General features: G+C 60.7%; 18 protein-coding genes and 1 pseudogene. 16 read left to right on the forward strand and 3 right to left on the reverse strand.

The window, feature by feature from the left end; all coding sequences use genetic code 11:
* Positions 1–23: 23 nt before the first annotated feature.
* Positions 24–962 carry a response regulator gene (locus tag ACQKKX_RS02015; protein ID WP_427568289.1) on the reverse strand — a complete coding sequence of 313 codons (939 nt, stop codon included), beginning with the start codon at positions 960–962 and terminating at the stop codon, positions 24–26.
* Positions 955–4338 carry a hybrid sensor histidine kinase/response regulator gene (locus tag ACQKKX_RS02020; protein ID WP_427568291.1) on the reverse strand — a complete coding sequence of 1128 codons (3384 nt, stop codon included), beginning with the start codon at positions 4336–4338 and terminating at the stop codon, positions 955–957. The genes ACQKKX_RS02015 and ACQKKX_RS02020 overlap by 8 nt, the downstream gene beginning before the upstream one ends.
* A gap of 293 nt (positions 4339–4631) precedes the next feature.
* On the opposite strand from ACQKKX_RS02020, the gene ACQKKX_RS02025 reads away from it, so the two are divergent.
* From ACQKKX_RS02025 to ACQKKX_RS02100, 16 genes and pseudogenes are all read left to right on the forward strand, one after another.
* Entirely contained in the window at positions 4632–5453 is an 822-nt protein-coding gene (locus ACQKKX_RS02025) for an aspartyl/asparaginyl beta-hydroxylase domain-containing protein (protein WP_427568293.1), read from the forward strand.
* A gap of 208 nt (positions 5454–5661) precedes the next feature.
* Complete coding sequence (gene urtA, locus ACQKKX_RS02030; protein WP_427568295.1) at positions 5662–6951, forward strand: urea ABC transporter substrate-binding protein; 1290 nt, start codon at positions 5662–5664, stop codon at positions 6949–6951.
* Between the two features lie 245 nt (positions 6952–7196).
* Positions 7197–8810: an urea ABC transporter permease subunit UrtB gene (gene urtB, locus ACQKKX_RS02035; RefSeq protein ID WP_427568297.1), complete on the forward strand. Its 1614-nt coding sequence runs from the start codon at positions 7197–7199 to the stop codon at positions 8808–8810.
* The gene (gene urtC / locus ACQKKX_RS02040) at positions 8807–9970 is read left to right on the forward strand and encodes an urea ABC transporter permease subunit UrtC (protein WP_427568299.1); all 1164 of its coding nucleotides are present in this window, start codon (positions 8807–8809) and stop codon (positions 9968–9970) included. Before urtB ends, urtC begins: the two co-directional genes overlap by 4 nt.
* Positions 9971–9983: 13 nt before the next feature.
* The gene (urtD, locus tag ACQKKX_RS02045; protein WP_427568301.1) at positions 9984–10745 is read left to right on the forward strand and encodes an urea ABC transporter ATP-binding protein UrtD; all 762 of its coding nucleotides are present in this window, start codon (positions 9984–9986) and stop codon (positions 10743–10745) included.
* A gap of 232 nt (positions 10746–10977) precedes the next feature.
* Positions 10978–11673: an urea ABC transporter ATP-binding subunit UrtE gene (gene urtE / locus ACQKKX_RS02050; protein WP_427568303.1), complete on the forward strand. Its 696-nt coding sequence runs from the start codon at positions 10978–10980 to the stop codon at positions 11671–11673.
* 137 nt (positions 11674–11810) lie between these two features.
* Positions 11811–13028, forward strand: a complete 1218-nt coding sequence (locus ACQKKX_RS02055) for an alpha/beta hydrolase family esterase (protein WP_427568305.1) — start codon at positions 11811–11813, stop codon at positions 13026–13028.
* Complete coding sequence (locus tag ACQKKX_RS02060; RefSeq protein WP_427568307.1) at positions 12965–13789, forward strand: urease accessory protein UreD; 825 nt, start codon at positions 12965–12967, stop codon at positions 13787–13789. The genes ACQKKX_RS02055 and ACQKKX_RS02060 overlap by 64 nt, the downstream gene beginning before the upstream one ends.
* Positions 13790–13810: 21 nt before the next feature.
* Positions 13811–14110 (forward strand): annotated as a pseudogene (locus ACQKKX_RS02065) (urease subunit gamma); the annotation flags it as partial.
* Positions 14111–14124: 14 nt separating this feature from the next.
* The gene (locus ACQKKX_RS02070) at positions 14125–14385 is read left to right on the forward strand and encodes a DUF1272 domain-containing protein (RefSeq protein WP_427568309.1); all 261 of its coding nucleotides are present in this window, start codon (positions 14125–14127) and stop codon (positions 14383–14385) included.
* A gap of 11 nt (positions 14386–14396) precedes the next feature.
* On the forward strand, positions 14397–14702 hold the full coding sequence (locus ACQKKX_RS02075; protein WP_427568311.1) for an urease subunit beta: 306 nt from the start codon (positions 14397–14399) through the stop codon (positions 14700–14702).
* 1 nt (position 14703) lies between these two features.
* A complete protein-coding gene (locus ACQKKX_RS02080) occupies positions 14704–15060 on the forward strand; it encodes a GFA family protein (protein WP_427568313.1) in 357 nt (118 codons plus the stop codon).
* Positions 15061–15079: 19 nt separating this feature from the next.
* Positions 15080–15502, forward strand: a complete 423-nt coding sequence (locus ACQKKX_RS02085; RefSeq protein ID WP_427568315.1) for a lysozyme inhibitor LprI family protein — start codon at positions 15080–15082, stop codon at positions 15500–15502.
* A 57-nt stretch (positions 15503–15559) separates the two neighbouring features.
* Positions 15560–17269: an urease subunit alpha gene (gene ureC, locus ACQKKX_RS02090; RefSeq protein WP_427568317.1), complete on the forward strand. Its 1710-nt coding sequence runs from the start codon at positions 15560–15562 to the stop codon at positions 17267–17269.
* A gap of 22 nt (positions 17270–17291) precedes the next feature.
* Positions 17292–17975, forward strand: a complete 684-nt coding sequence (locus tag ACQKKX_RS02095) for a TIGR02117 family protein (protein WP_427568319.1) — start codon at positions 17292–17294, stop codon at positions 17973–17975.
* Positions 17976–18127: 152 nt separating this feature from the next.
* Positions 18128–18670: a peroxiredoxin gene (locus ACQKKX_RS02100; RefSeq protein ID WP_427569327.1), complete on the forward strand. Its 543-nt coding sequence runs from the start codon at positions 18128–18130 to the stop codon at positions 18668–18670.
* A 57-nt stretch (positions 18671–18727) separates the two neighbouring features.
* Here ACQKKX_RS02100 and ACQKKX_RS02105 read toward each other — a convergent pair whose 3' ends face one another.
* On the reverse strand, positions 18728–19774 hold the full coding sequence (locus ACQKKX_RS02105) for a LacI family transcriptional regulator (protein ID WP_427568321.1): 1047 nt from the start codon (positions 19772–19774) through the stop codon (positions 18728–18730).
* Between the last annotated feature and the right edge of the window lie 330 nt (positions 19775–20104).

A 20104-nucleotide genomic window follows, 5' to 3' on the forward strand; every position in this document is an offset into this window, starting at 1 on the left:
TGTTCCGCTGGAGATGGCGACGATCACAATTCATGCAGAACGCGCGTGGCCATGACGGCCGCGGAAGCGCGGTTTTCGACGCCGAGCTTCATATAGATCTGTTCCAGATGCTTGTTCACCGTGCGTGCTGACAGGCCGAGAATATCGGCGATATCGCGATTGGCCTTGCCCTTGGCGATCCACAGAAGCACTTCGGATTCGCGCTGGGTCAGCGGAAAATGCTTTCGCAGCACGGCATCGTCGGGATGCTCGCGTGCGGCGGTGAGACGGAACAGGAACTCGTCCGCGCCGATCGCGCCGAGATACGAAAAGCGCAGACCGGCCGCCTGCAGCACGTCATTGCCGGGCGAGGGCAGCAGAAAACTGGCATCGCGGGAAAAGCCGGGCTTGTTGCGCTCGGCCAGCCAGCCGGCGATGCGCGCGGCGACGAGCTCAAGGCCGTCATCGCTGCCGGTCGTAGTATTGATCAGCCGGATCGCCTGCGGGGTGCACCAGTGCACGGCGCCGGAGCTGCGCGCAGCCAGCAGATGCCGGCCCGCGGCATCGAGCGCCACGCGGGCGCTCTGGGCGGAGCGGGCATTGGACAGGTGCACGCGGATCCGGGCGCGCAACTCGTCAATATTGATCGGCTTGGTGAGGTAATCGACACCGCCGCTATCGAGCGCGTTGACAACATGTTCGGTCTCGGTGAGACCCGTCATGAAGATTACCGGCACCTGCGCCAACGCCCCATGCGCCTTCAATCGGCGGCAGGTTTCGAACCCGTCCATGTCCGGCATGACTGCATCCATTAGGATCAGATCGGGGGTGATGCGTTCGATGATGGAAAGGGCGGCCTGACCGGACGTCGCGATCAGAGCGGAAAAGCCTGATTTCTCGAGCGCTTCGGTAAGAAAACCCAGCGCGTCGGGGCTGTCATCGACCAGAAGCACGATATCGCGCGGCGTCGTTGCATCAGACATGGTCGGTATTTTCCTCGTCGAAACGGTTCAGGAAGGCCAGATAGCCGGCCATGTCGAAGGCCTGCACATAGGCGCCGGCCTGTTCGGCGAAAGCGCGGTGTTCCGGGGCTCTCGCAATTTCGGCAAGTTTCTGCTCGATGCCGCGGACGTAGCCGATTTCGCCCAGTTGCAGGAGGTCCTGCAGGTGCGCGTATCCGGGGCTTTCGATGGCAGCCTTTTTCGGAGCCGGCGCGGTCGGCAGGTTGTCCTCATAGATCCATGTCAGGCCGAGATGGACGGCGAGCTTGTCGGCGAGGCGGCGCAGATCGACCGGCTTGGCGATCGCGTCATTATGCCCGTCGGTGCCTTCGGGCATTCCGGCGCCATCGCCGATATTGGCCGACAGCATCACGATCGGCGCCTTCTGGTCCCGTTCGCGCAAGCGGGCCACCAATTGCCAGCCGGTCATGCCGGGCATCGTGATGTCGACAAGGAAGATGTCCGGTTTGACGCCTTCGATCAGCGTCAGGCATTCCGGACCACCTGCCGCCGTCAACACGACGAAATCCAGCGGCGCCAATGCCTGCCGCATCAGTTCGCGGTGGTCCTCATTGTCGTCAACGATAACGATGGTGCGGCGCGGGCCGGTATGGCCAATGATCTTCTTTTCCGCTGCCGGCGCGGTACTGGGACGGTGCACGGCCGACAGCATCAGCCGCACCTTGAAAGTGGAACCCTGATCCTTCACGCTCGACACGGTGATCTCGCCGCCCAGCGTACTGGTTAGAAGCCGGGTGATGGTGAGGCCAAGGCCGAGGCCGGGCATTGGGCGGATATTGTCGGCCTCTCCGCGCTGAAACGGTTCGTAGATCCGGCCGAGATCCTTCTCCGCGATGCCGCGGCCGGTGTCGGAAACGAGGAAGGTGGCGACCTGACTGCGATAGGAAATATCGAAACCCACGGTGCCGTGGTCGGTAAATTTTATCGCGTTGGACAGCAGGTTGACGAGAATCTGGCGCAGGCGCTTTTCGTCGGTGCGCACATATTGCGGCAGGCTCCGGCTGCGATCGTGTAGGAAGGTCAGGCCCTTGGCATGCGCCTGAAGCGAAAACATCTCGACGATCTGGTCGAGAAAATCCTGGATGTTGATCTCGTTGGAATAGACCTGAAGCCGCCCGGCCTCGATTTTCGAGATGTCTAGCAGGCCGTCGATCAGGCCGGACAGATGATCGGCGGAACGCTTGATGACCTTGATGGCCGATTGCCGCGGTGCAGGGATGGTTTCGTCGCGCTCAAGAATCTGGGCATAGCCGAGCACGGCATTCAGCGGCGTGCGCAATTCGTGGGAGAGGCCGACGACATAGCGGCTCTTGGCCCGGTTGGCGGCCTCCGCGGTTTCCTTGGCCTCCTGCAGGGCGGCATCGGTTTTTTTGTGCGCGGAGATTTCCTTGAGCAACAGGGTATTCTGCCGCGAAGATTCCTCCTCGGCCACCACCCGGCTGTCATGGGCAAGCACATAGAACCACGAGACGATACCCGCCATGATGGCGAAGACGAAGAAGACGATGGAAATCGTGCCATATATGATTTCGGCATTGGCGGGGGCGGCCTCGCCGGCCTGATAGGCGATCATGGAAAGAATAGCCCCCATGGCCGAGATGGACAGGACGGCAGTGGTAGCGTAGCGGCCAAGCCTCGTCGTCAATCTCGCGATGACGGTTTCAGATAAAAAGGTGCGGGCGACGGCACCGATCTGCGTGTTCAGCCGCGCATGCGGCTTGCACATGTCGTGGCAGCGACTGTCGAGCGAGCAGCAGAGGGAACAGATCGGTGCCGCATAGGCGGGACACCATGCCATGTCCTCGTGCTCGAACGGGTGTTCGCAGATGGAGCAGGTGATCGAGCCGAGGGACGACCAGCTTTTGCGCGGTTTGCGGGCGAGATAGTATTTTCCCTTGGTGACGAAGGCGATGGCCGGCGACAAGACAAGCGCGACCAGGGTCAGATAGGTCGAGAGCGAGGCCCAGAGACTTCCGAACAGGCCGAAGTGAGCGGCGAGCGCCAGCATCGCCGCGCCGGACATGGCGCCGATGCCGACCGGGTTGATGTCGTAAAGATGGGCGCGCTTGAACTCGATGCCATCAGGCGACAGACCGAGCGGCTTGTTGATGAAGAGATCGGCGGCGATTGTGACCAGCCATGACATGGCGATGACCGAGAAGATGCCGAGCGTCGCTTCAAGCAGCCGATAGATGCCGAGTTCCATCAGGAGCAGGGCAATGGCGACGTTGAAAACCAGCCAGACGACCCGGCCGGGATGGCTGTGGGTGAGGCGTGCGAAGAAATTCGACCATGCGAGCGAGCCGGCATAGGCATTCATGACGTTGATCTTCAACTGCGAGACCACGACGAAAGCGGCCATCAGCATCAGGGCGGCGGTTTCGTTGGGGATCATGTAACCGAAGGCGGTGAGATACATGTGGGCGGGATCGGCGGCCTCATTCGCGGGTACTGCGGTCGAGAGCGTCAGCACGGCGAGGAAGGAGCCAGCCAGCAGCTTTGGCACGCCGACGACCACCCAGCCGGGGCCGGCGAGAAACACGGCGAGGCGATGCCGCCATTTCCGCATTCCTTCCGGCGGAAGAAAGCGCAAAAAATCGACCTGTTCGCCGATTTGCGGCATCAGCGCCAGAATGACGGCGGAGGCCGCGCCGAATTCGAACAGATCGAAGGGGGCGGCGCCGCCGACCTCTCCGTTGGAATGGCCGATGCCGGCAAAGGCGCGCCAGAGATCGAATTTTTCCCAGTCCAGAAACGCGATGAAAACGAAGGGAAGAATGTTGAGGACGATCCAGAAGGGTTGGGTCAGGAGCTGGAAGCGCGAGATCATCTGCACGCCGTAGATGACCAGCGGGATCACCACCATGGCGCTGATGATGTAGCCGATCCATGCCGGAATGCCGAAGGCAAGCTCCAGCGCGCCGGTCATGATCGAGGCCTCGATCGCAAACAGCATGAAGGTGAAGCCCGCATAGATCAGCGAGGTGACGGTCGAACCGATATAGCCGAAGGAGGCGCCGCGCGTGAGAAGGTCTATATCGACGCCGTGGCGGATGGCGTAGCAGCTGATTGGCAGGCCCACGAAAAGCATGAGGACGGCAGCGGCGATGATGGCGAAAAACGCGTTGGTCGTGCCGTAGGAAAGGGTAATTGCGCCACCGATCGCTTCGAGCGCCAGAAACGAGATCGCGCCGATCGCCGTGTGCGCGATGCGGCTGGAGGAAAACCGCCGCGCGCTCTTGGCGGTAAAGCGTAGCGCATAGTCTTCCAGTGTCTGGTCAGCGACCCAGCGATTGTATTGACGCCGGACCGGGATGATGCGTTGGCGTGCGGCCATGCCTTAAAATCCAGCAGTTTTGCATCGAGTTCGATATTTAGGCAGTTTCAACCGCCGCGCTGCATTTGGCAAGGCGCCGAGAGGTGTGCCAACCATTGTTTTGCCGGATTTTCCCCGCCAGTGCTGTGCCGGCTATACAAACATGTCGACGTGGTCGTGCCGAACTGCCATGCTCAACACGGCTCGTGCCGGCATGGCCTGTCCCGTTCGCTTCGTCCTGTCATAAAAAACGGTGCAGGGCGGTCGTGGTCCGCTGGCCTTGCCCGATCAACTCACCAATTCAGGCGTTTCCCGTGACATCCACACTCAACAATGCACCAGAACCTTCGCAGGATTTCGGCACGACCGGCATTGCGCCGATGGAGCGCGCCAGCCCGGTCACCCGCTTTTTCATGGGCATTGTCGCCTGGGCGGAAAAGCTGAACTTCAAGCATGCGAAGCTCGGCAACCCGCCGGTCTACGATAATGCCACCTTCCCTTGGGCGGCGGACATCGAAAAGGCGGCACCGGCCATTCGCGCCGAACTCGATCGCATCCTCGTGCGCAAGGACGAGCTGCCAAGCTTTCAGGACATTTCCACCGATGTGAAGACGATCTCCACCGATCATGGCTGGAAGACCTTTTTCCTGCTCGGTTTCGGCGTAAAATCCGAACAGAACATCAGGGCCTGCCCCGAAACATGGAATGCCTGCCAGAAGATTCCCGGCTTGACGACGGTGATGTTTTCGATCTTCGAGCCGGGGAAGCACCTGCCGGCACATCGCGGTCCTTACAACGGCGTGCTGAGGCTTCATCTCGGCCTTATCGTGCCGGAAAATTCGGGCGACAATCTCGCCATCCGCGTCAAGGACCAGATCTGCCACTGGGAGGAAGGCAAGGTGCTGATCTTCGACGATGCCTATGAGCATGAGGCCTGGAACCACACCGACAAGACCCGCGTCGTCATGTTCGTGGACTTCGTCAAACCGCTGAATTTCCCGGCCCGGCTGGTCAACTGGATGCTGATGCATATGGCGATCTTCACGCCCTTCATCCGCGAGGGACTGGATAACCACAAGGAGTGGGAAAAGAAGTTTTATGCGCAGGCGGAGGCGCTGAGAAACAGGCCGGGGTGATCTTTACCGGCGATTGCCCCGCTCAAGCATGGCGGGACGTCCCCCGTTTCCTCTCGGTCTCCCCCCAGGCCGGCGTTCAGTTCTCACCTGCGGCTACGTCATTTTGCGTATTCTTGTTTGCAGGGCAGCGGCCGATAGTCCGCTTAAGCAGGCGTTAACAAGAGGCTTTGCCCGCCCTGCTTGAACGAACAAGAAGAGGGGTTCGACCATGACTTTCAGAGCAAAACTGGGAGGCGCGCTGCTGGCCGCCGCTTTGTCCACGACGGCCTTCCACGGCGCGTGCGCGGCCGACGATACGATCAAGATCGGCGTGCTGCATTCGCTGTCGGGCACGATGGCGATTTCCGAGACGACGCTGAAAGACGCCATGCTGATGCTCGTCGAAGAGCAGAACAAGAAGGGCGGCGTTCTCGGCAAGAAGCTCGAAGCGGTTGTGGTCGACCCGGCGTCCGACTGGCCGCTGTTTGCCGAAAAGGCCCGCCAGCTGATCAGCCAGGACAGGGTGGCCGCCGTCTTCGGTTGCTGGACCTCGTCTTCGCGCAAATCCGTCCTGCCGGTGTTTGAAGAGCTGAACTCGATCCTGTTCTACCCGGTCCAGTATGAGGGTGAGGAATCCTCGCGCAACATTTTCTATACCGGTGCCGCGCCGAACCAGCAGGCCATCCCGGCTGTCGATTATCTGGCTGAGACCGAAGGCGTCGAGCGCTGGGTTCTTGCCGGCACCGACTATGTCTATCCGCAGACTACCAACAAGATCCTGAAGGCCTACCTGATGTCGAAGGGCGTCAAGGAAGAGGACATCATGATCAACTACACGCCCTTCGGTCATTCCGACTGGCAGACGATCGTCTCCGACATCAAGCAATTCGGTTCCGCCGGCAAAAAGACCGCCGTCGTCTCCACCATCAACGGTGACGCCAACGTGCCGTTCTACAAGGAGCTCGGCAACCACGGCGTCAAGGCCGAAGACATTCCGGTCGTCGCCTTCTCCGTGGGTGAAGAAGAGCTTGCCGGTCTCGATACCGCGCCGCTCGTCGGCCATCTCGCCGCCTGGAACTATTTTCAGTCCGTCGATGCGCCGGTCAACGCCGAGTTCATTAAGAGCTGGCACGCCTATACCAAGAACGACAAGCGCGTCACCAACGACCCGATGGAAGCCGCCTATATCGGTTTCAATGCCTGGGTGAAGGCCGTCGAGGCTGCCGGTACGACCGAAACCGACAAGGTTCTGGACTCGATCATCGGCGTGTCCGTGCCGAACCTGTCTGGCGGCACCTCCACCGTCATGCCGAACCACCACATCACCAAACCGGTGCTGATCGGTGAAATCCAAGCCGATGGCCAGTTCGAAATCGTGCAGGAAACGCCTGCCGTCGTCGGTGATGAATGGTCGGATTATCTGCCGGATTCCAAGGACCTTATCTCCGATTGGCGCAAACCGATGGAATGCGGCAATTTTAATGTCGCTACGGGCAAGTGCGGCGGCAAGGGCAGCTGATTTGTTTGACCTCGGTGGGGCGCCTAGCCCCTCACCAACAAAACGCTGACCTGGCTGAAGCCAGGTCAGGCTGCTGACATAAGGTTGCGAACCTCTCCGCCGTCATCCTCGGGCCCGTCCCGAGGATCTGCAACTGCCTGCTATCATCGATGTGGTTAGATCCTCGGGACAAGCCCGAGGATGACGAAGAAATCGAATGGCAGGTGAGGGGCTCTGGCGGCAATTCGCCGACGAGGGCTGATGCCATGACGACACGACACCTCCTTCGAATTTGCGCCTTCGTGCTGGCACTTGCCTTCTCGGCTCAGTCCTTCGCGCAGGCCGTCGACCCCAAACCGCTGTTCAACCAATTGGCCGATGCCAATTTCAACGAAGCGGAAAAGCTGGTCGCTGAAATTGCCGCCACCGGCGACACCCGCGTCGTACCGGCGCTCAACGCCTTTGCCGAGGGTGATCTCTATTTCCGCAAATCCGACAAGGCCGTGTTTGCCGCCAAGGCTGCCGGTTCGCAGCTCGATCTGATCGATCCGGTGACGGGTGAGAATGGCGGGCAGGTCGCAAAGGGCGCGGTCACGAAAATCAAGGTCAACAACAATCTGCGCCGCGCCATTCGCGCGGCTCTTGGCGGACTGACGCTGATGAGCCCGGATCGTGGTGCGCGTCTTTCTGCTGCCGACGCCATCCTACGCTCGCCAAGCGCCGAGGCGTTGGAGCTGGTGGAGGCAGCCCTTGCCAAGGAAACCGACGCGCAAGTGAAAGCCCGTATGGAAGAGGCACGCGCCGTGTCGCTGCTCTCCTCCGATCGTTCCATCGACGAGAAGCGCGCGGCGATCGAAACCATTGCCGGCCTCGGTGCCTCCGGTCTCGGTGTGCTGAATTCCGTTTCGTCGTCCATCGATGCCAGCCTGAAGCCTGATCTCGATGCGGCGATCACCGCGATAGAGAACGAACAGCAGATCTGGAACATGGCGCAAAATGTCTGGTACGGCATGTCGCTCGGTTCCGTGCTGCTGCTGGCTGCCATCGGCCTTGCCATCACTTTTGGCGTCATGGGCATCATCAACATGGCGCATGGCGAAATGGTCATGCTCGGCGCCTATTCCACCTTCTTCGTGCAGCAGGTGATCCGCGAAAATGCGCCCGGCCTGTTCGACTGGTCGCTGGCCATAGCGCTGCCGGTGGCCTTCCTCGTCACCGGTGCCGTCGGCCTCGTCATCGAGCGTGGCGTCATCCGTTTCCTCTACGGCCGGCCGCTGGAAACCCTGCTTGCCACCTGGGGTGTGTCGCTGATCCTGCAGCAGGGCATCCGCACGATCTTCGGCCCAACCAATCAGGAAGTCGGCAATCCGTCATGGATGTCCGGTTCGTTCCCGCTCGGCGGCATGACGATTACCTGGAACCGACTGTGGATCGTCGTCTTTTCGCTGTCTATCTTTGTCGGCCTGCTGCTCCTTATGAAGCGTTCCGCCTTCGGCCTGCAGATGCGCGCCGTCACCCAGAACCGCCGCATGGCTTCGTCCATGGGCATCCGCACGCCGTGGGTGGATGCCTTCACCTTTGCTCTGGGCTCAGGCATTGCCGGTATCGCCGGCGTCGCGCTCTCCCAGATCGACAATGTCTCGCCCAATCTCGGCCAGAGCTACATCATCGATAGTTTCATGGTCGTGGTGTTCGGTGGCGTCGGCAATCTCTGGGGCACGCTGGTGGGTGCGCTGTCGCTCGGGGTGTTCAACAAGTTCCTCGAACCGTCCGTCGGGGCCGTGCTCGGAAAGATCCTCGTGCTCGTGCTGATCATCCTCTTCATCCAGAAACGTCCGCGCGGCCTGTTCGCGCTCAAGGGAAGGGCGATCGAAGCATGATTTCCGCCTTCATTTTCCGCGCGCTGAAAGGGCATATTCTGGCGACGGTCGCGGTCATTCTCGCCGCCGCGGTTTTGGTGCCGGCCTCCAACCTGCTTCTGCCGGCCGACTACGCCCTGCATGTCCCGACCTATGTCATGTCGCTGATGGGCAAATATCTCTGCTATGCGCTCTTGGCGCTGGCGCTCGATCTGGTCTGGGGGTATTGCGGCATCCTTTCGCTCGGCCATGGCGCGTTTTTCGCGCTCGGCGGTTATGCCATGGGCATGTACCTGATGCGGCAGATCGGTTCGCGCGGCGTCTACGGCAACCCGGACCTGCCGGATTTCATGGTCTTCCTCAACTGGAAGGAACTGCCGTGGTTCTGGTACGGGTTCGACATGTTCCCGTTCGCGATGCTGATGGTGCTGTTCGTGCCGAGCCTGCTCGCCTTCGTGTTCGGCTGGTTCGCGTTTCGCTCAAGGGTGAACGGCGTCTATCTGTCGATCATCACCCAGGCGATGACCTACGCGCTGATGCTCGCCTTCTTCCGCAACGACATGGGGTTCGGCGGCAATAACGGCCTCACCGACTACAAGGAAATCCTCGGCTTTTCCGTGCAGGCCGCCAGCACCCGCGCGGCGCTGTTTGCGCTGTCGGCGCTGATGCTGGCGCTTTGCTTGCTGATTGCATCCGCCGTCGTCAATTCGAAATTCGGCAAGGTTCTGGTCGGTGTGCGCGATGCTGAAAGCCGGGTGCGTTTCCTTGGTTTCCGCGCGGAAAACATCAAACTGTTCACATTCGTGGTTTCCGCGATGTTTGCCGGGATCGCCGGTGCGCTGTTTGTGCCCCAGGTCGGCATCATCAATCCGGGTGAGTTTGCGCCGGCCAACTCAATCGAGGTCGTGGTGTGGACGGCGGTCGGCGGGCGCGGCACGCTGATCGGGCCGATCATCGGTGCGGTTCTGGTCAATGCCGGCAAGAGCTATTTCACTGGCGCCTTCCCGGAACTCTGGCTGTTTGCACTGGGTGGGTTGTTCATTGCCGTGACGCTTTTCCTGCCGAAGGGGATCGTTGGCACCATCCAGAATGGCTGGTCGGTCCGACGGGCGCTGAAGGCGGCGAGCGGTGCCGAAAAAGGCCGAGGCGACGCCGCGCCGATGCCCCAGGCGGCGGAATAGGAGAGGGCGAAAGATGAACACAATTGCCGAAACACGCTCCAAGAGCCTTCTCTACCTCGAGGACGTTTCCGTCTCCTTCGATGGGTTCAAGGCGCTGAACTCGCTGTCCTTCGTGGTCGAGCCGGGAGAGCTGCGCGCCATCATCGGCCCCAATGGTGCTGGCAAGACGACGATGATGGACATCATCACCGGCAAGACACGACCCGACACGGGCAGGGTTCTGTTCGAGGACGAGATCGACCTGACGAAAAAGGACGAGGCGGATATCGCCCAGCTTGGCATCGGCCGCAAATTCCAGAAGCCGACCGTGTTCGAAAGCCATACGGTCTGGGACAATCTGGAACTGGCGCTGAACCGTCCGCGTGGCGTCTTCTCGACGCTGTTCTACAAGCTGTCGGCAGACGACACGGCCCGTATCGAGGAAATCCTCGACACGATCCGCATGGGCCATCGCAAAAACGACCTCGCCGCCAATCTCAGCCATGGCCAGAAACAGTGGCTGGAAATCGGTATGCTGCTCGCTCAGGAGCCGAAACTTCTGCTGGTGGATGAGCCGGTGGCGGGCATGACCGATGCGGAAACGGCAGAAACGGCAGTGCTGCTGCGGGAAATCGCCAAGAGCCGCTCGGTCGTGGTGGTCGAGCATGACATGGGGTTCATCCGCGAGCTTGGCGTGAAGGTGACGTGTCTTGCGGAAGGATCTGTCCTTGCTGAGGGCTCGATCGATTTTGTGTCCAGCGATCCAAAGGTTATCGAGAACTATCTGGGGCGGTGAAAATGTCGAATTGTGTATGCTCCGGTCCAGGTCTTTTACCGGTTCTTCCTGCGTGGGTGGATCCTCGCGTCAAGCTTGACGATGACGGGTGTGTGTTTGCTCACGGCGCTTACAGCCATCGTCGGAGTGTCATCGACCTATATTCAGGTACGCATCGCAAAACCTCTTTGTCGTCATCCTCGGGCTTGACGCGAGGATCCAATCACAAGCGCGTCGTGCGGGGAGGTTCCTCATGCTGACAGTCAACAAGGTCAACCTCCATTACGGTGCCGCCCAGGCTCTGCGCGGTGTCTCCATCAATGCCGAGATGGGCAAGATCACCTGCGTGCTTGGCCGCAACGGTGTCGGCAAGTCGTCGCTGCTGCGCGCCGTCACCGGCCAGAAGCCGGTGAGCGGCGGAACGATTTCCTTCGATGGCACCTCGATGAACGGACTGTCGCCCTATGTCCGTGCCAGCCGAGGCATCGGTTACGTGCCGCAGGGCCGCGAAATCTTTCCTTTGCTGACGGTGAAGGAGAATCTCGAAACCGGTTATGCGCCGCTCGCTCGTCACGATCGCACCATACCCGAGGATATCTTTACCCTGTTCCCGATCCTGAAATCTATGCTCTCCCGCCGGGGCGGCGACTTGTCCGGCGGGCAGCAGCAGCAGCTGGCGATCGGCCGCGCCATGGTCACGCGTCCGAAAATCCTCGTTCTGGACGAACCGACCGAGGGCATCCAGCCGTCGATCATCAAGGATATTGGCCGCGCCATCCGCTATTTGCGGGATACGACCGGCATGGCGATCCTGCTGGTTGAGCAATATCTGGATTTCTGTCGCGAACTTGCCGACCACGTCTACATCATGGATCGTGGCGAGATTGTGCATGAAGGGGGGGCAGAGACACTGGATACGGCAGAAGCAAGGCGGCACCTGACCGTTTGACGCGTTTTTTCCGCCACAGCAGCCGTTTATTGCATGGCTGCTACCCGGAGCAGCCATTTAAATCGCCTCTAATAAATGTTATTCAGCTGCCATTCAGACAGACAAAAACCACCCCGCACCCGACAATGAGGCGCTTGATGGCATTTGAACGCATGAAGGCTCGATCTGGTTCCCAGGCTCTTGGCACTTTTTTCGCCACCGGAGCCTTTCTTTTGGCCGGGGGATTGGGCGTCGCCCAAGCCGGCTGCGGTGAGGGTTTCAAGCCTGGCCGCCATGTCGCCACGATCGAGGCCGACGGCGTTCAGCGTTCCGCCGTCTATTCTGTGCCCACCTCCTATACCGGCAAGGACAAGGTAGCGGTGGTCTTTGATTTCCACGGCAGCAACAGCAATCCGAACGGTCAGCTGACCCGCAGCTCCTGGGACAAGGTGGCGGAAAAGAACGGCTTCATTGCGGTGGCGCTGCAAGGCAGCCTGCCGGGCAAGACACCGGGCACGTTCGCCTGGAACGTGCCGCATGTCGAAGTCAGCAAGGAAATCATCCCGACCGGCGGCCAAGGCGGCCTCGACGAGATTTCCTTCATCGATGAAGCCGTCGATGAGGTAAAGGAAGATTTCTGCGTCGATCCCAACCGCATCTTTGCCTCCGGCTATTCCGGCGGCGGTCGCATGCTGTCGGCCTATCTCTGCTCGGGTGGCGATGAATTCGCCGCTGCCGGCTTCGTGAATTCGCTGCGCGCCGGTCGCCCGGTCGAGACCGATGGCAAATGGGCGCCTGAAAAGGCCAATTGCAGCCCGGCCAAGCCGGTTTCGATCGTTGCCTTCGCGGGCGAAAAGGACCGCCAGAACCCCTATACGGGTGGCGGCGCCGCCTATTGGCAATATGGTTTCAAGACCGCCATCCAGCGCTGGACGGATCTCGACGGCTGCACCGGCAATGGCCGCACCTCGAGTGTCAACGGCGTGACCTACGGCATCTACGACACCTGCAAGAACGGCGCGCGCATCGCCGCCTATTCCTTTGCCAACGGCACGCATGACTGGCCGAAGCCAACCGAAAAGGAAACGGTGATCGCCGCCGCGACCGACAGTGCCAATGGCGTGGTCAAGGTGTCTGCGGCTGCCAAGAAGCCGGCTTTCGATGCCAATATTGACCCGGCCTACCGCATGTGGGACTTTTTCGGCAAGGCCGACAGCACCGATGTCGTGGCAACCGCCGCTCAAGCCAAGGCCAAGGTAACGGAAGCCGCTGCAAAGGACTGCATGGCAACCGGCGACAGCCAGGAAATGACGTGCAGGACCAACCAGACCACCGAGATGCGCCGCAGCGGGCAAGGGGCGAAGGGCGCCTTGTAACCAAGGCGTTCGAGGGCCGCACGCGGCTTGCGCAACTCTATCAGGAAGGCTGCGCAAAAATCCGCCTGCCGGAGACCTTTTCCCCGGACATGGAAGCGGTTCTGATCAATACGTCCGGTGGCTTGACCGGCGGAGATCGAGTGGGGTGGAAGATCGTCGCTGGCGGTGGGACGGCAGCGACGATCACGACCCAGGCCAACGAAAAGATCTACAAGGCCTCCGCCGGCACGGCGGCGCTTTCGACCCGTATCGAAATCGGTGAGGGCGCGGCCCTCCACTGGCTGCCGCAGGAGACCATTCTCTTCGACCGGTCCTCGCTGACCCGCAGCCTCGACGTCGATCTCGCAGAAAATTCCGAATTTCTGGCCGTCGAAGCGGTTCTGCTCGGCCGCAAGGCGATGGGCGAGGCGGTGGCGAATGGCTTTTTCCGTGATCGCTGGCGCATCCGGCGGGCCGGAAAGCTTATCCATGCCGAGGACCTGCGTCTGGAAGGCGCGATCGAACCTTTGTGCGCGCAATCCGCTGTTCTCTCCGGCCAGGTCGCGTTTGCGACGCTGTTTTGCACCGGCCCTCGCACCGAACTGCTTCTGGAGCCGCTAAGGCAGGTGCTTGGTGCTTCAAATGGCGGCGCAAGCTGCTGGAATGGAAAGCTGGTCGCTCGTATCACCGCGGCCGACGGTTTCGCCTTGAGAAAAATTCTCGTACCGGCAATTTCCGTATTGCGTAATGGCGCAGCAGTGCCGAAAGTCTGGCATATCTGATCAGACCAGCCGGGACGTTCCATGAATCTCACGCCACGCGAAAAAGACAAGCTGTTGATTTCCATGGCGGCGATGGTGGCGCGCCGGCGTCTCGAGCGCGGCGTGAAGCTCAATTATCCCGAGGCCATTGCGCTCATCAGCGATTTCGTCGTTGAGGGAGCGCGCGACGGCCGTTCCGTGGCTGATCTGATGGAGGCGGGCGCGCATGTCGTGACCCGCGAACAGGTGATGGACGGCATTGCCGACATGATCCACGACGTGCAGGTGGAAGCGACGTTTCCGGATGGAACGAAGCTTGTGACCGTTCACGAACCGATCCGTGAAGGAGAGCGCCGATGTTGGCACTGCGACCGAGTTGCGAATGCTGTGATCGAGATCTAGCCCCCGACAGCCGCGAGGCGATGATCTGCACATTCGAATGCACGTTTTGCGCCGATTGCGTAACCGCTGTGCTCGGCGGCGTCTGTCCCAATTGCGGCGGCGAGTTCGTTCGCCGGCCGGTCCGTCCGCCGGCTGCGCTCGCACGCCATCCGGCCTCGACCGAACGGGTCTACAATCCCGATGGTTGCCGGCGACAATCGGCTTTAACCGCCTGAAGGAGCGATTCATGATTCCCGGTGAAGTCATTGCGGCAGAAGGCGAAATCGAGCTGAATGCCGGCGCCGAGACGGTTTCGATTGACGTGTCAAACACGGGAGACCGACCGATCCAGGTGGGCAGCCATTACCATTTTTTCGAGACCAATGAGGGCCTGTCCTTCGATCGCGACCGGGCGCGCGGCATGCGGCTGGATATTCCCGCCGGCACGGCCGTGCGTTTCGAACCAGGCCAGACGCGCTCTGTGACTTTGATCCCGCTCTCGGGCAAACGCGCAGTCTATGGATTCCAGCAAAAGATCATGGGGACACTCTGAAATGTCGACCGAACGCTATGTCGGCGGTTGCCAATGCGGCGCGCTGTCTTTCGAGGCGGATGCCGATCTCGACAAGATGGTGACCTGTAATTGCCCGCATTGCCAACATCTTGGGGCGGTTCTGGCGTTCACGCCACGTGCTGTCTTCTCGCTGAAATCTGGCGAAGAGAACCTGACCGAATACCGGTTCAACTCGAAAAAGCTGCAGCACCTGTTCTGCAAGACCCGCGGCATCCGGAGCTTTTCCTACGGCAATGCAAGCGATGGCGCGGAAATGGTGGCACTTGATGTGAATTGCCTGGAGGGCGTCAATCCGCGCGCGCTGACCTCCTTTCATCATGATGGGGCAGCCGCGTGAAATGGATGGGAGCCGCAATATGCTGAAACTGGCGATGATGCCGCTGCTGTGCGGATGCGTGCTGCTGGTCGATGCACCGATCTCGAACGGTCAGGAGCCGGATGTCGATTGCAGCAACGCTACGACGCAAACGGACATGACGATCTGTGCACGGGAGCGTTACGCGGAGGCCGATGACGCGCTCAATACCCAGTACAGGATAACCCGCGACGCGATGCGTCGTCGAGATGCCGACGACATTCCCGAAAACAAGGGTGCCGAGGATGCTCTCGTCAAGGCGCAGCGCGCCTGGATCGCCTATCGCGACGCGCAATGCGTTTCGGTCGGCTTCCAGGCGAGGGGAGGTTCGATGGAACCGATGCTCGTTGCCAATTGCCAGGCAGAGATGACGCTGAACCGCGCCGAGGAACTCCACAAGATCGCGCAGGGTCTGGAAAACTGACCCTGCTCGGCAAATGACCGCCACGCCCACCAGAGGCCAGAGGTAGAAGGTTAGACCATGTCCTACAAGATGTCGCGTGCCGCCTATGCCTCCATGTTCGGTCCCACGACCGGCGACAGGGTGCGTCTCGCCGATACCGAACTTTTCATCGAGGTGGAGCGCGATTTCACCACCTATGGCGAAGAAGTGAAATTCGGCGGCGGCAAGGTCATTCGCGACGGCATGGGGCAGAGCCAGGCAACGCGGGCGCAAGGGGCGGTCGACACCGTCATCACCAATGCGCTCATCGTCGATCATTCAGGGATATACAAGGCCGACGCCGGCCTCAAGGACGGCCGCATCCATGCGATCGGCAAGGCCGGCAATCCCGACACGCAGCCGGGCGTGACGATCATTATCGGGCCATCGACCGAGGCGATCGCCGGCGAGGGCAAGATCCTGACCGCCGGCGGCATGGACGCGCATATTCACTACATCTGCCCCCAGCAGATCGAAGAGGCGCTGATGAGCGGCATCACCACCATGCTGGGTGGCGGTTCCGGCCCGGCGCACGGCACGCTTGCCACCACCTGCACCGGTGCCTGGCATATCGAGCGCATGATCGAAAGTTTCGATGCTTTTCCGATGAACCTCGCACTCGCCGGCAAGGGCAATGCAGCGCTTCCCGCACCGCTGGAAGAGATGATCCTGGCTGGTGCTTCTTCACTGAAGCTGCACGAGGACTGGGGGACGACGCCGGCTGCGATCGACAACTGCCTGAGCGTTGCCGACGCCTTCGACGTGCAGGTGATGATCCATACGGACACGCTGAACGAAAGCGGTTTTGTCGAGGATACGGTTGCCGCCATTGCCGGCCGCACCATCCATGCCTTCCACACCGAAGGGGCGGGCGGCGGCCATGCGCCCGACATCATCAAGGTCTGCGGCCATCCGAACGTCATCCCGTCCTCCACCAATCCGACGCGGCCCTATACGGTCAACACGCTCGCCGAACATCTCGACATGCTGATGGTCTGCCACCACCTGTCGCCATCAATCCCGGAAGACATCGCATTCGCGGAAAGCCGCATCCGCAAGGAGACGATCGCGGCGGAAGACATTCTGCACGATATCGGCGCGTTCTCGATCATTTCCTCCGACAGCCAGGCCATGGGTCGGGTCGGAGAGGTGGCGATACGCACCTGGCAGACAGCCGACAAGATGAAACGCCAGCGCGGGGCGCTGAAGGAAGAGACCGGCGACAACGACAATTTCCGCGTCCGTCGCTATATCGCCAAATACACGATCAATCCGGCCATCGCGCATGGCGTCAGCCACGAGATCGGTTCGGTGGAGGTTGGCAAGCGCGCCGATCTGGTGCTGTGGAACCCGGCCTTTTTCGGCGTGAAGCCGGATATGGTCCTGCTCGGCGGTTCGATTGCGGCCGCCCCGATGGGCGATCCGAACGCCTCGATCCCGACGCCGCAACCGATGCATTATCGCCCAATGTTTGCGGCCTATGGCAAGCTGCGCACCAATTCCTCCGTGACCTTCGTGTCGCAGGCATCGCTCGACGGCGGTCTGGCGCAGCGTCTGGGTGTTGCCAAGAAGCTGCTGGCCGTGAGGAATGTGCGTGGCGGCATCGGCAAGGCGTCGATGATCCACAATTCGGCGACGCCCCATGTGGAGGTCGACCCAGAGACCTATGAAGTGCGGGCAGACGGCGAGTTGCTCACCTGCGAACCGGCGACCGTTCTGCCGATGGCGCAGCGGTATTTTCTGTTCTGATGGCCATTTTGTCGAGCGCCCCATGAGACGGTTTTCGCGCTGGCTGCTGGTGGCCATGATGGTCGTTCCGCTTGTCGGCGCCATCGGCACATTTCTGCCGCGACCCTTGCTTGCGCCGGAACGACCGGTGCTTGCCGCAGATACGCGCCGGATCCTCGTCCTTTCCAATCCGATCCATACGGATATCGCCATTCCGCTTGATGATGAGACCCGCGCCGCCTACGCGTTTCTCGGTGCGAGCGGTATCCCGGTGGCTGATCCCCGTGCCCGGTGGCTGGTGATAGGCTGGGGTGGACGGTCGTTTTATCTGGAAACGCCAACCTGGGCCGACCTCAAGCCGATGCCGCTCTTCCGCGCCCTGACCATCGACCGCTCGGTCATGCATGTCGAGCTTGCCGGACCCATCGACGAAAGCCATCCTTCGGTGCGCGCCTATCTCCTCTCGCCAGCCGCTTTCCGGCATCTGTCCAGCTTCATTGAAGCAAGTTTCGTGCGGGATGGAACGACGGTTCGGCCTATCCCGGATGCCGGATACGGAGCCTACGATCGGTTCTTCGAAGCGCATGGCGCGTTCAATGCCCTTGTCGGGTGCAATACCTGGACGGCGGCCGCACTACGCGCCGCAAGCCTACGCACCGGCTGGTGGAACCCGTTGCCGCAGACACTGGTGATGTCGCTCGATCTCTACAATCGATCCGAAGAATGAACACGGTCTTGGCCGAGAAATGCTTCCTGTGAATAGCTGCTGTGCAGTGCGGGATTTTGCCAAGTTTGATGCTGCACCGCGGGAAAAATGCCTTTAGAAGCGTTCTCATCTGCTCCGGGACGGGGCAAATGTTCAATTCTCTGGAGACAGTCATGCTGGGCAAACGCGTTCCCCAAGTCACATTCCGCACCCGCGTCCGCGACGAGGCCGTTGGCGGCCCGAACCCCTATCGTTGGCAGGACATGACCTCGGCCGATTATTTCGGCGGCAAGCGCGTCGTGCTGTTTTCGCTGCCGGGCGCCTTCACGCCGACCTGCTCGACTTTCCAGCTGCCCGATTTCGAAAAGCTGTTTGCCGATTTTCAGGCCGAAGGCATCGACGCGATCTACTGCATGTCGGTCAATGACGCCTTCGTCATGAATGCCTGGGCGAAGAGCCAGAATCTGGAAAATGTTTCGGTCATCCCGGACGGTTCGGGTGAATTTACCCGCAAGATGGGCATGCTTGTCGCCAAGGACAATCTCGGGTTCGGCATGCGCTCATGGCGTTACGCCGCCGTCGTCAACGATGGCGTTGTCGAACAGTGGTTCGAGGAAGAAGGCTATTCGGACAATTGCGAAAGCGATCCCTATGGTGCCTCTTCGCCGCAGAACATTCTCGACAGCCTGCGCGCGATCAAGGTTGCTGCCGAGTAAGCGGATCTTCCCTGTAAGTGATACTTGAAAGCCCGGCCTCGTGCCGGGCTTTTGCTGTCAGTCTCTGGGCCCCATGGTGGACCACAACGGCTGGCCGATGCTTTGCAGAAGCTCCGGCTGAACCCCGTCGATGCGCGCAAGCACGGCGCGGGCCAGTTCACGGCCAGCCAGCCGCACGTCCTCGGTGACGGTGAGAATTTCGGGGCGGATCCAGTTCAGGAATTCCGCGGACTGCTTGGCAACGACATCTACGTCGATACCCAGCCTGCGGCCCGCCGCCTCGATCCCTGCAATCAGCGCAATGGTCGAGGAACCGCTCAGCGACACGATCCCGTCCGGTGGTTCGGCCAGCCGCGACAGTCGTTCCGAATGGGTGCGAAGATCGTCAAGTGCCGTTTCCGTCGTCAGCCTGCCCATGGGAATTTCCGTCGCCCGAAAATCGCCAAGCGCCCGCTCGAAACCCAACCGGCTGTGCATATGGTAGGAATACCGGCTTTGCGGGGCCAGAAGCGCGATTCGGCGACGGCCGCGCTTCACCAGCCGTTCGACGGCCTGGTAGACATAGGCCTCGTTGTCGAAGTCGTGAAACGGGTGAGCTATGCCCATATCGGTGCGACCGTGCGTGACGAAGGGCAGATTGCGTTCCGTCATCAGCCGCACCCGCGCATCCTCCGGTTCAAGACGGGAAATGATGACGCCGTCGGCCGATCCGGTGTCAAGAATATAGCGGACCGGCACCATCGGGTCCTTCTCGTAGGAATGCGGGGTGACGACGAGATGATACTGTGTGCCGCCCAGAACCTCGGAAATTCCTTGCACCATCTGGCTGGTAAAACCCATCAGCTCCTGCTCGATGCTGAGCACGAGGGCGATGACGTTGGTCTTGCCGGTGCGCAGACGGACGCCGGCGCGGTTCGGCTGGTAACCCAGCTGACGCGCCACCAGCCGCACACGCTCCTTGGTCTCGGCGCCGATATCAGGCGCATCCTTGAGCGCGCGCGAAACGGTGGTGATCCCAAGACCGGTCATGAAGGCGATCGTCTTCAGGGTGGGCCGTTCGTGGCCGGTGATCCGGCTGGCGGGTCGAAGATCCTGTTCGTTCATGATGTCACGACATAAGAGGGCAGAGACGTCGCGCGTCCGCAAGCCGACCTCATACGGCAAAAAACTGTAACGTTACAGCAGATTCTTTGGGGAGGTTTCCCGCACTTGGCGCATTCTGCAATCCTGCATAGGTACAACGCATGCGCACAAAATTTTTTTCGGTTGCACGAAAGCCCGCCCAAAATTCCGCATGTCGTCGGTAAGTACTGGCGCTTTCGGAACTCAGGCGGACCTTGCCAATTTCTCGTGTAAATTGAATCTGACACTTGCGGCAAATTATTCCACGCCGTCCGGCTTGCCACTCGCGGATCTTTCTCATAGCTTTTTACT

Origin of the sequence: Neorhizobium sp. NPDC001467 (assembly GCF_050275975.1) — a bacterium.
GTDB lineage: Bacteria > Pseudomonadota > Alphaproteobacteria > Rhizobiales > Rhizobiaceae > Neorhizobium.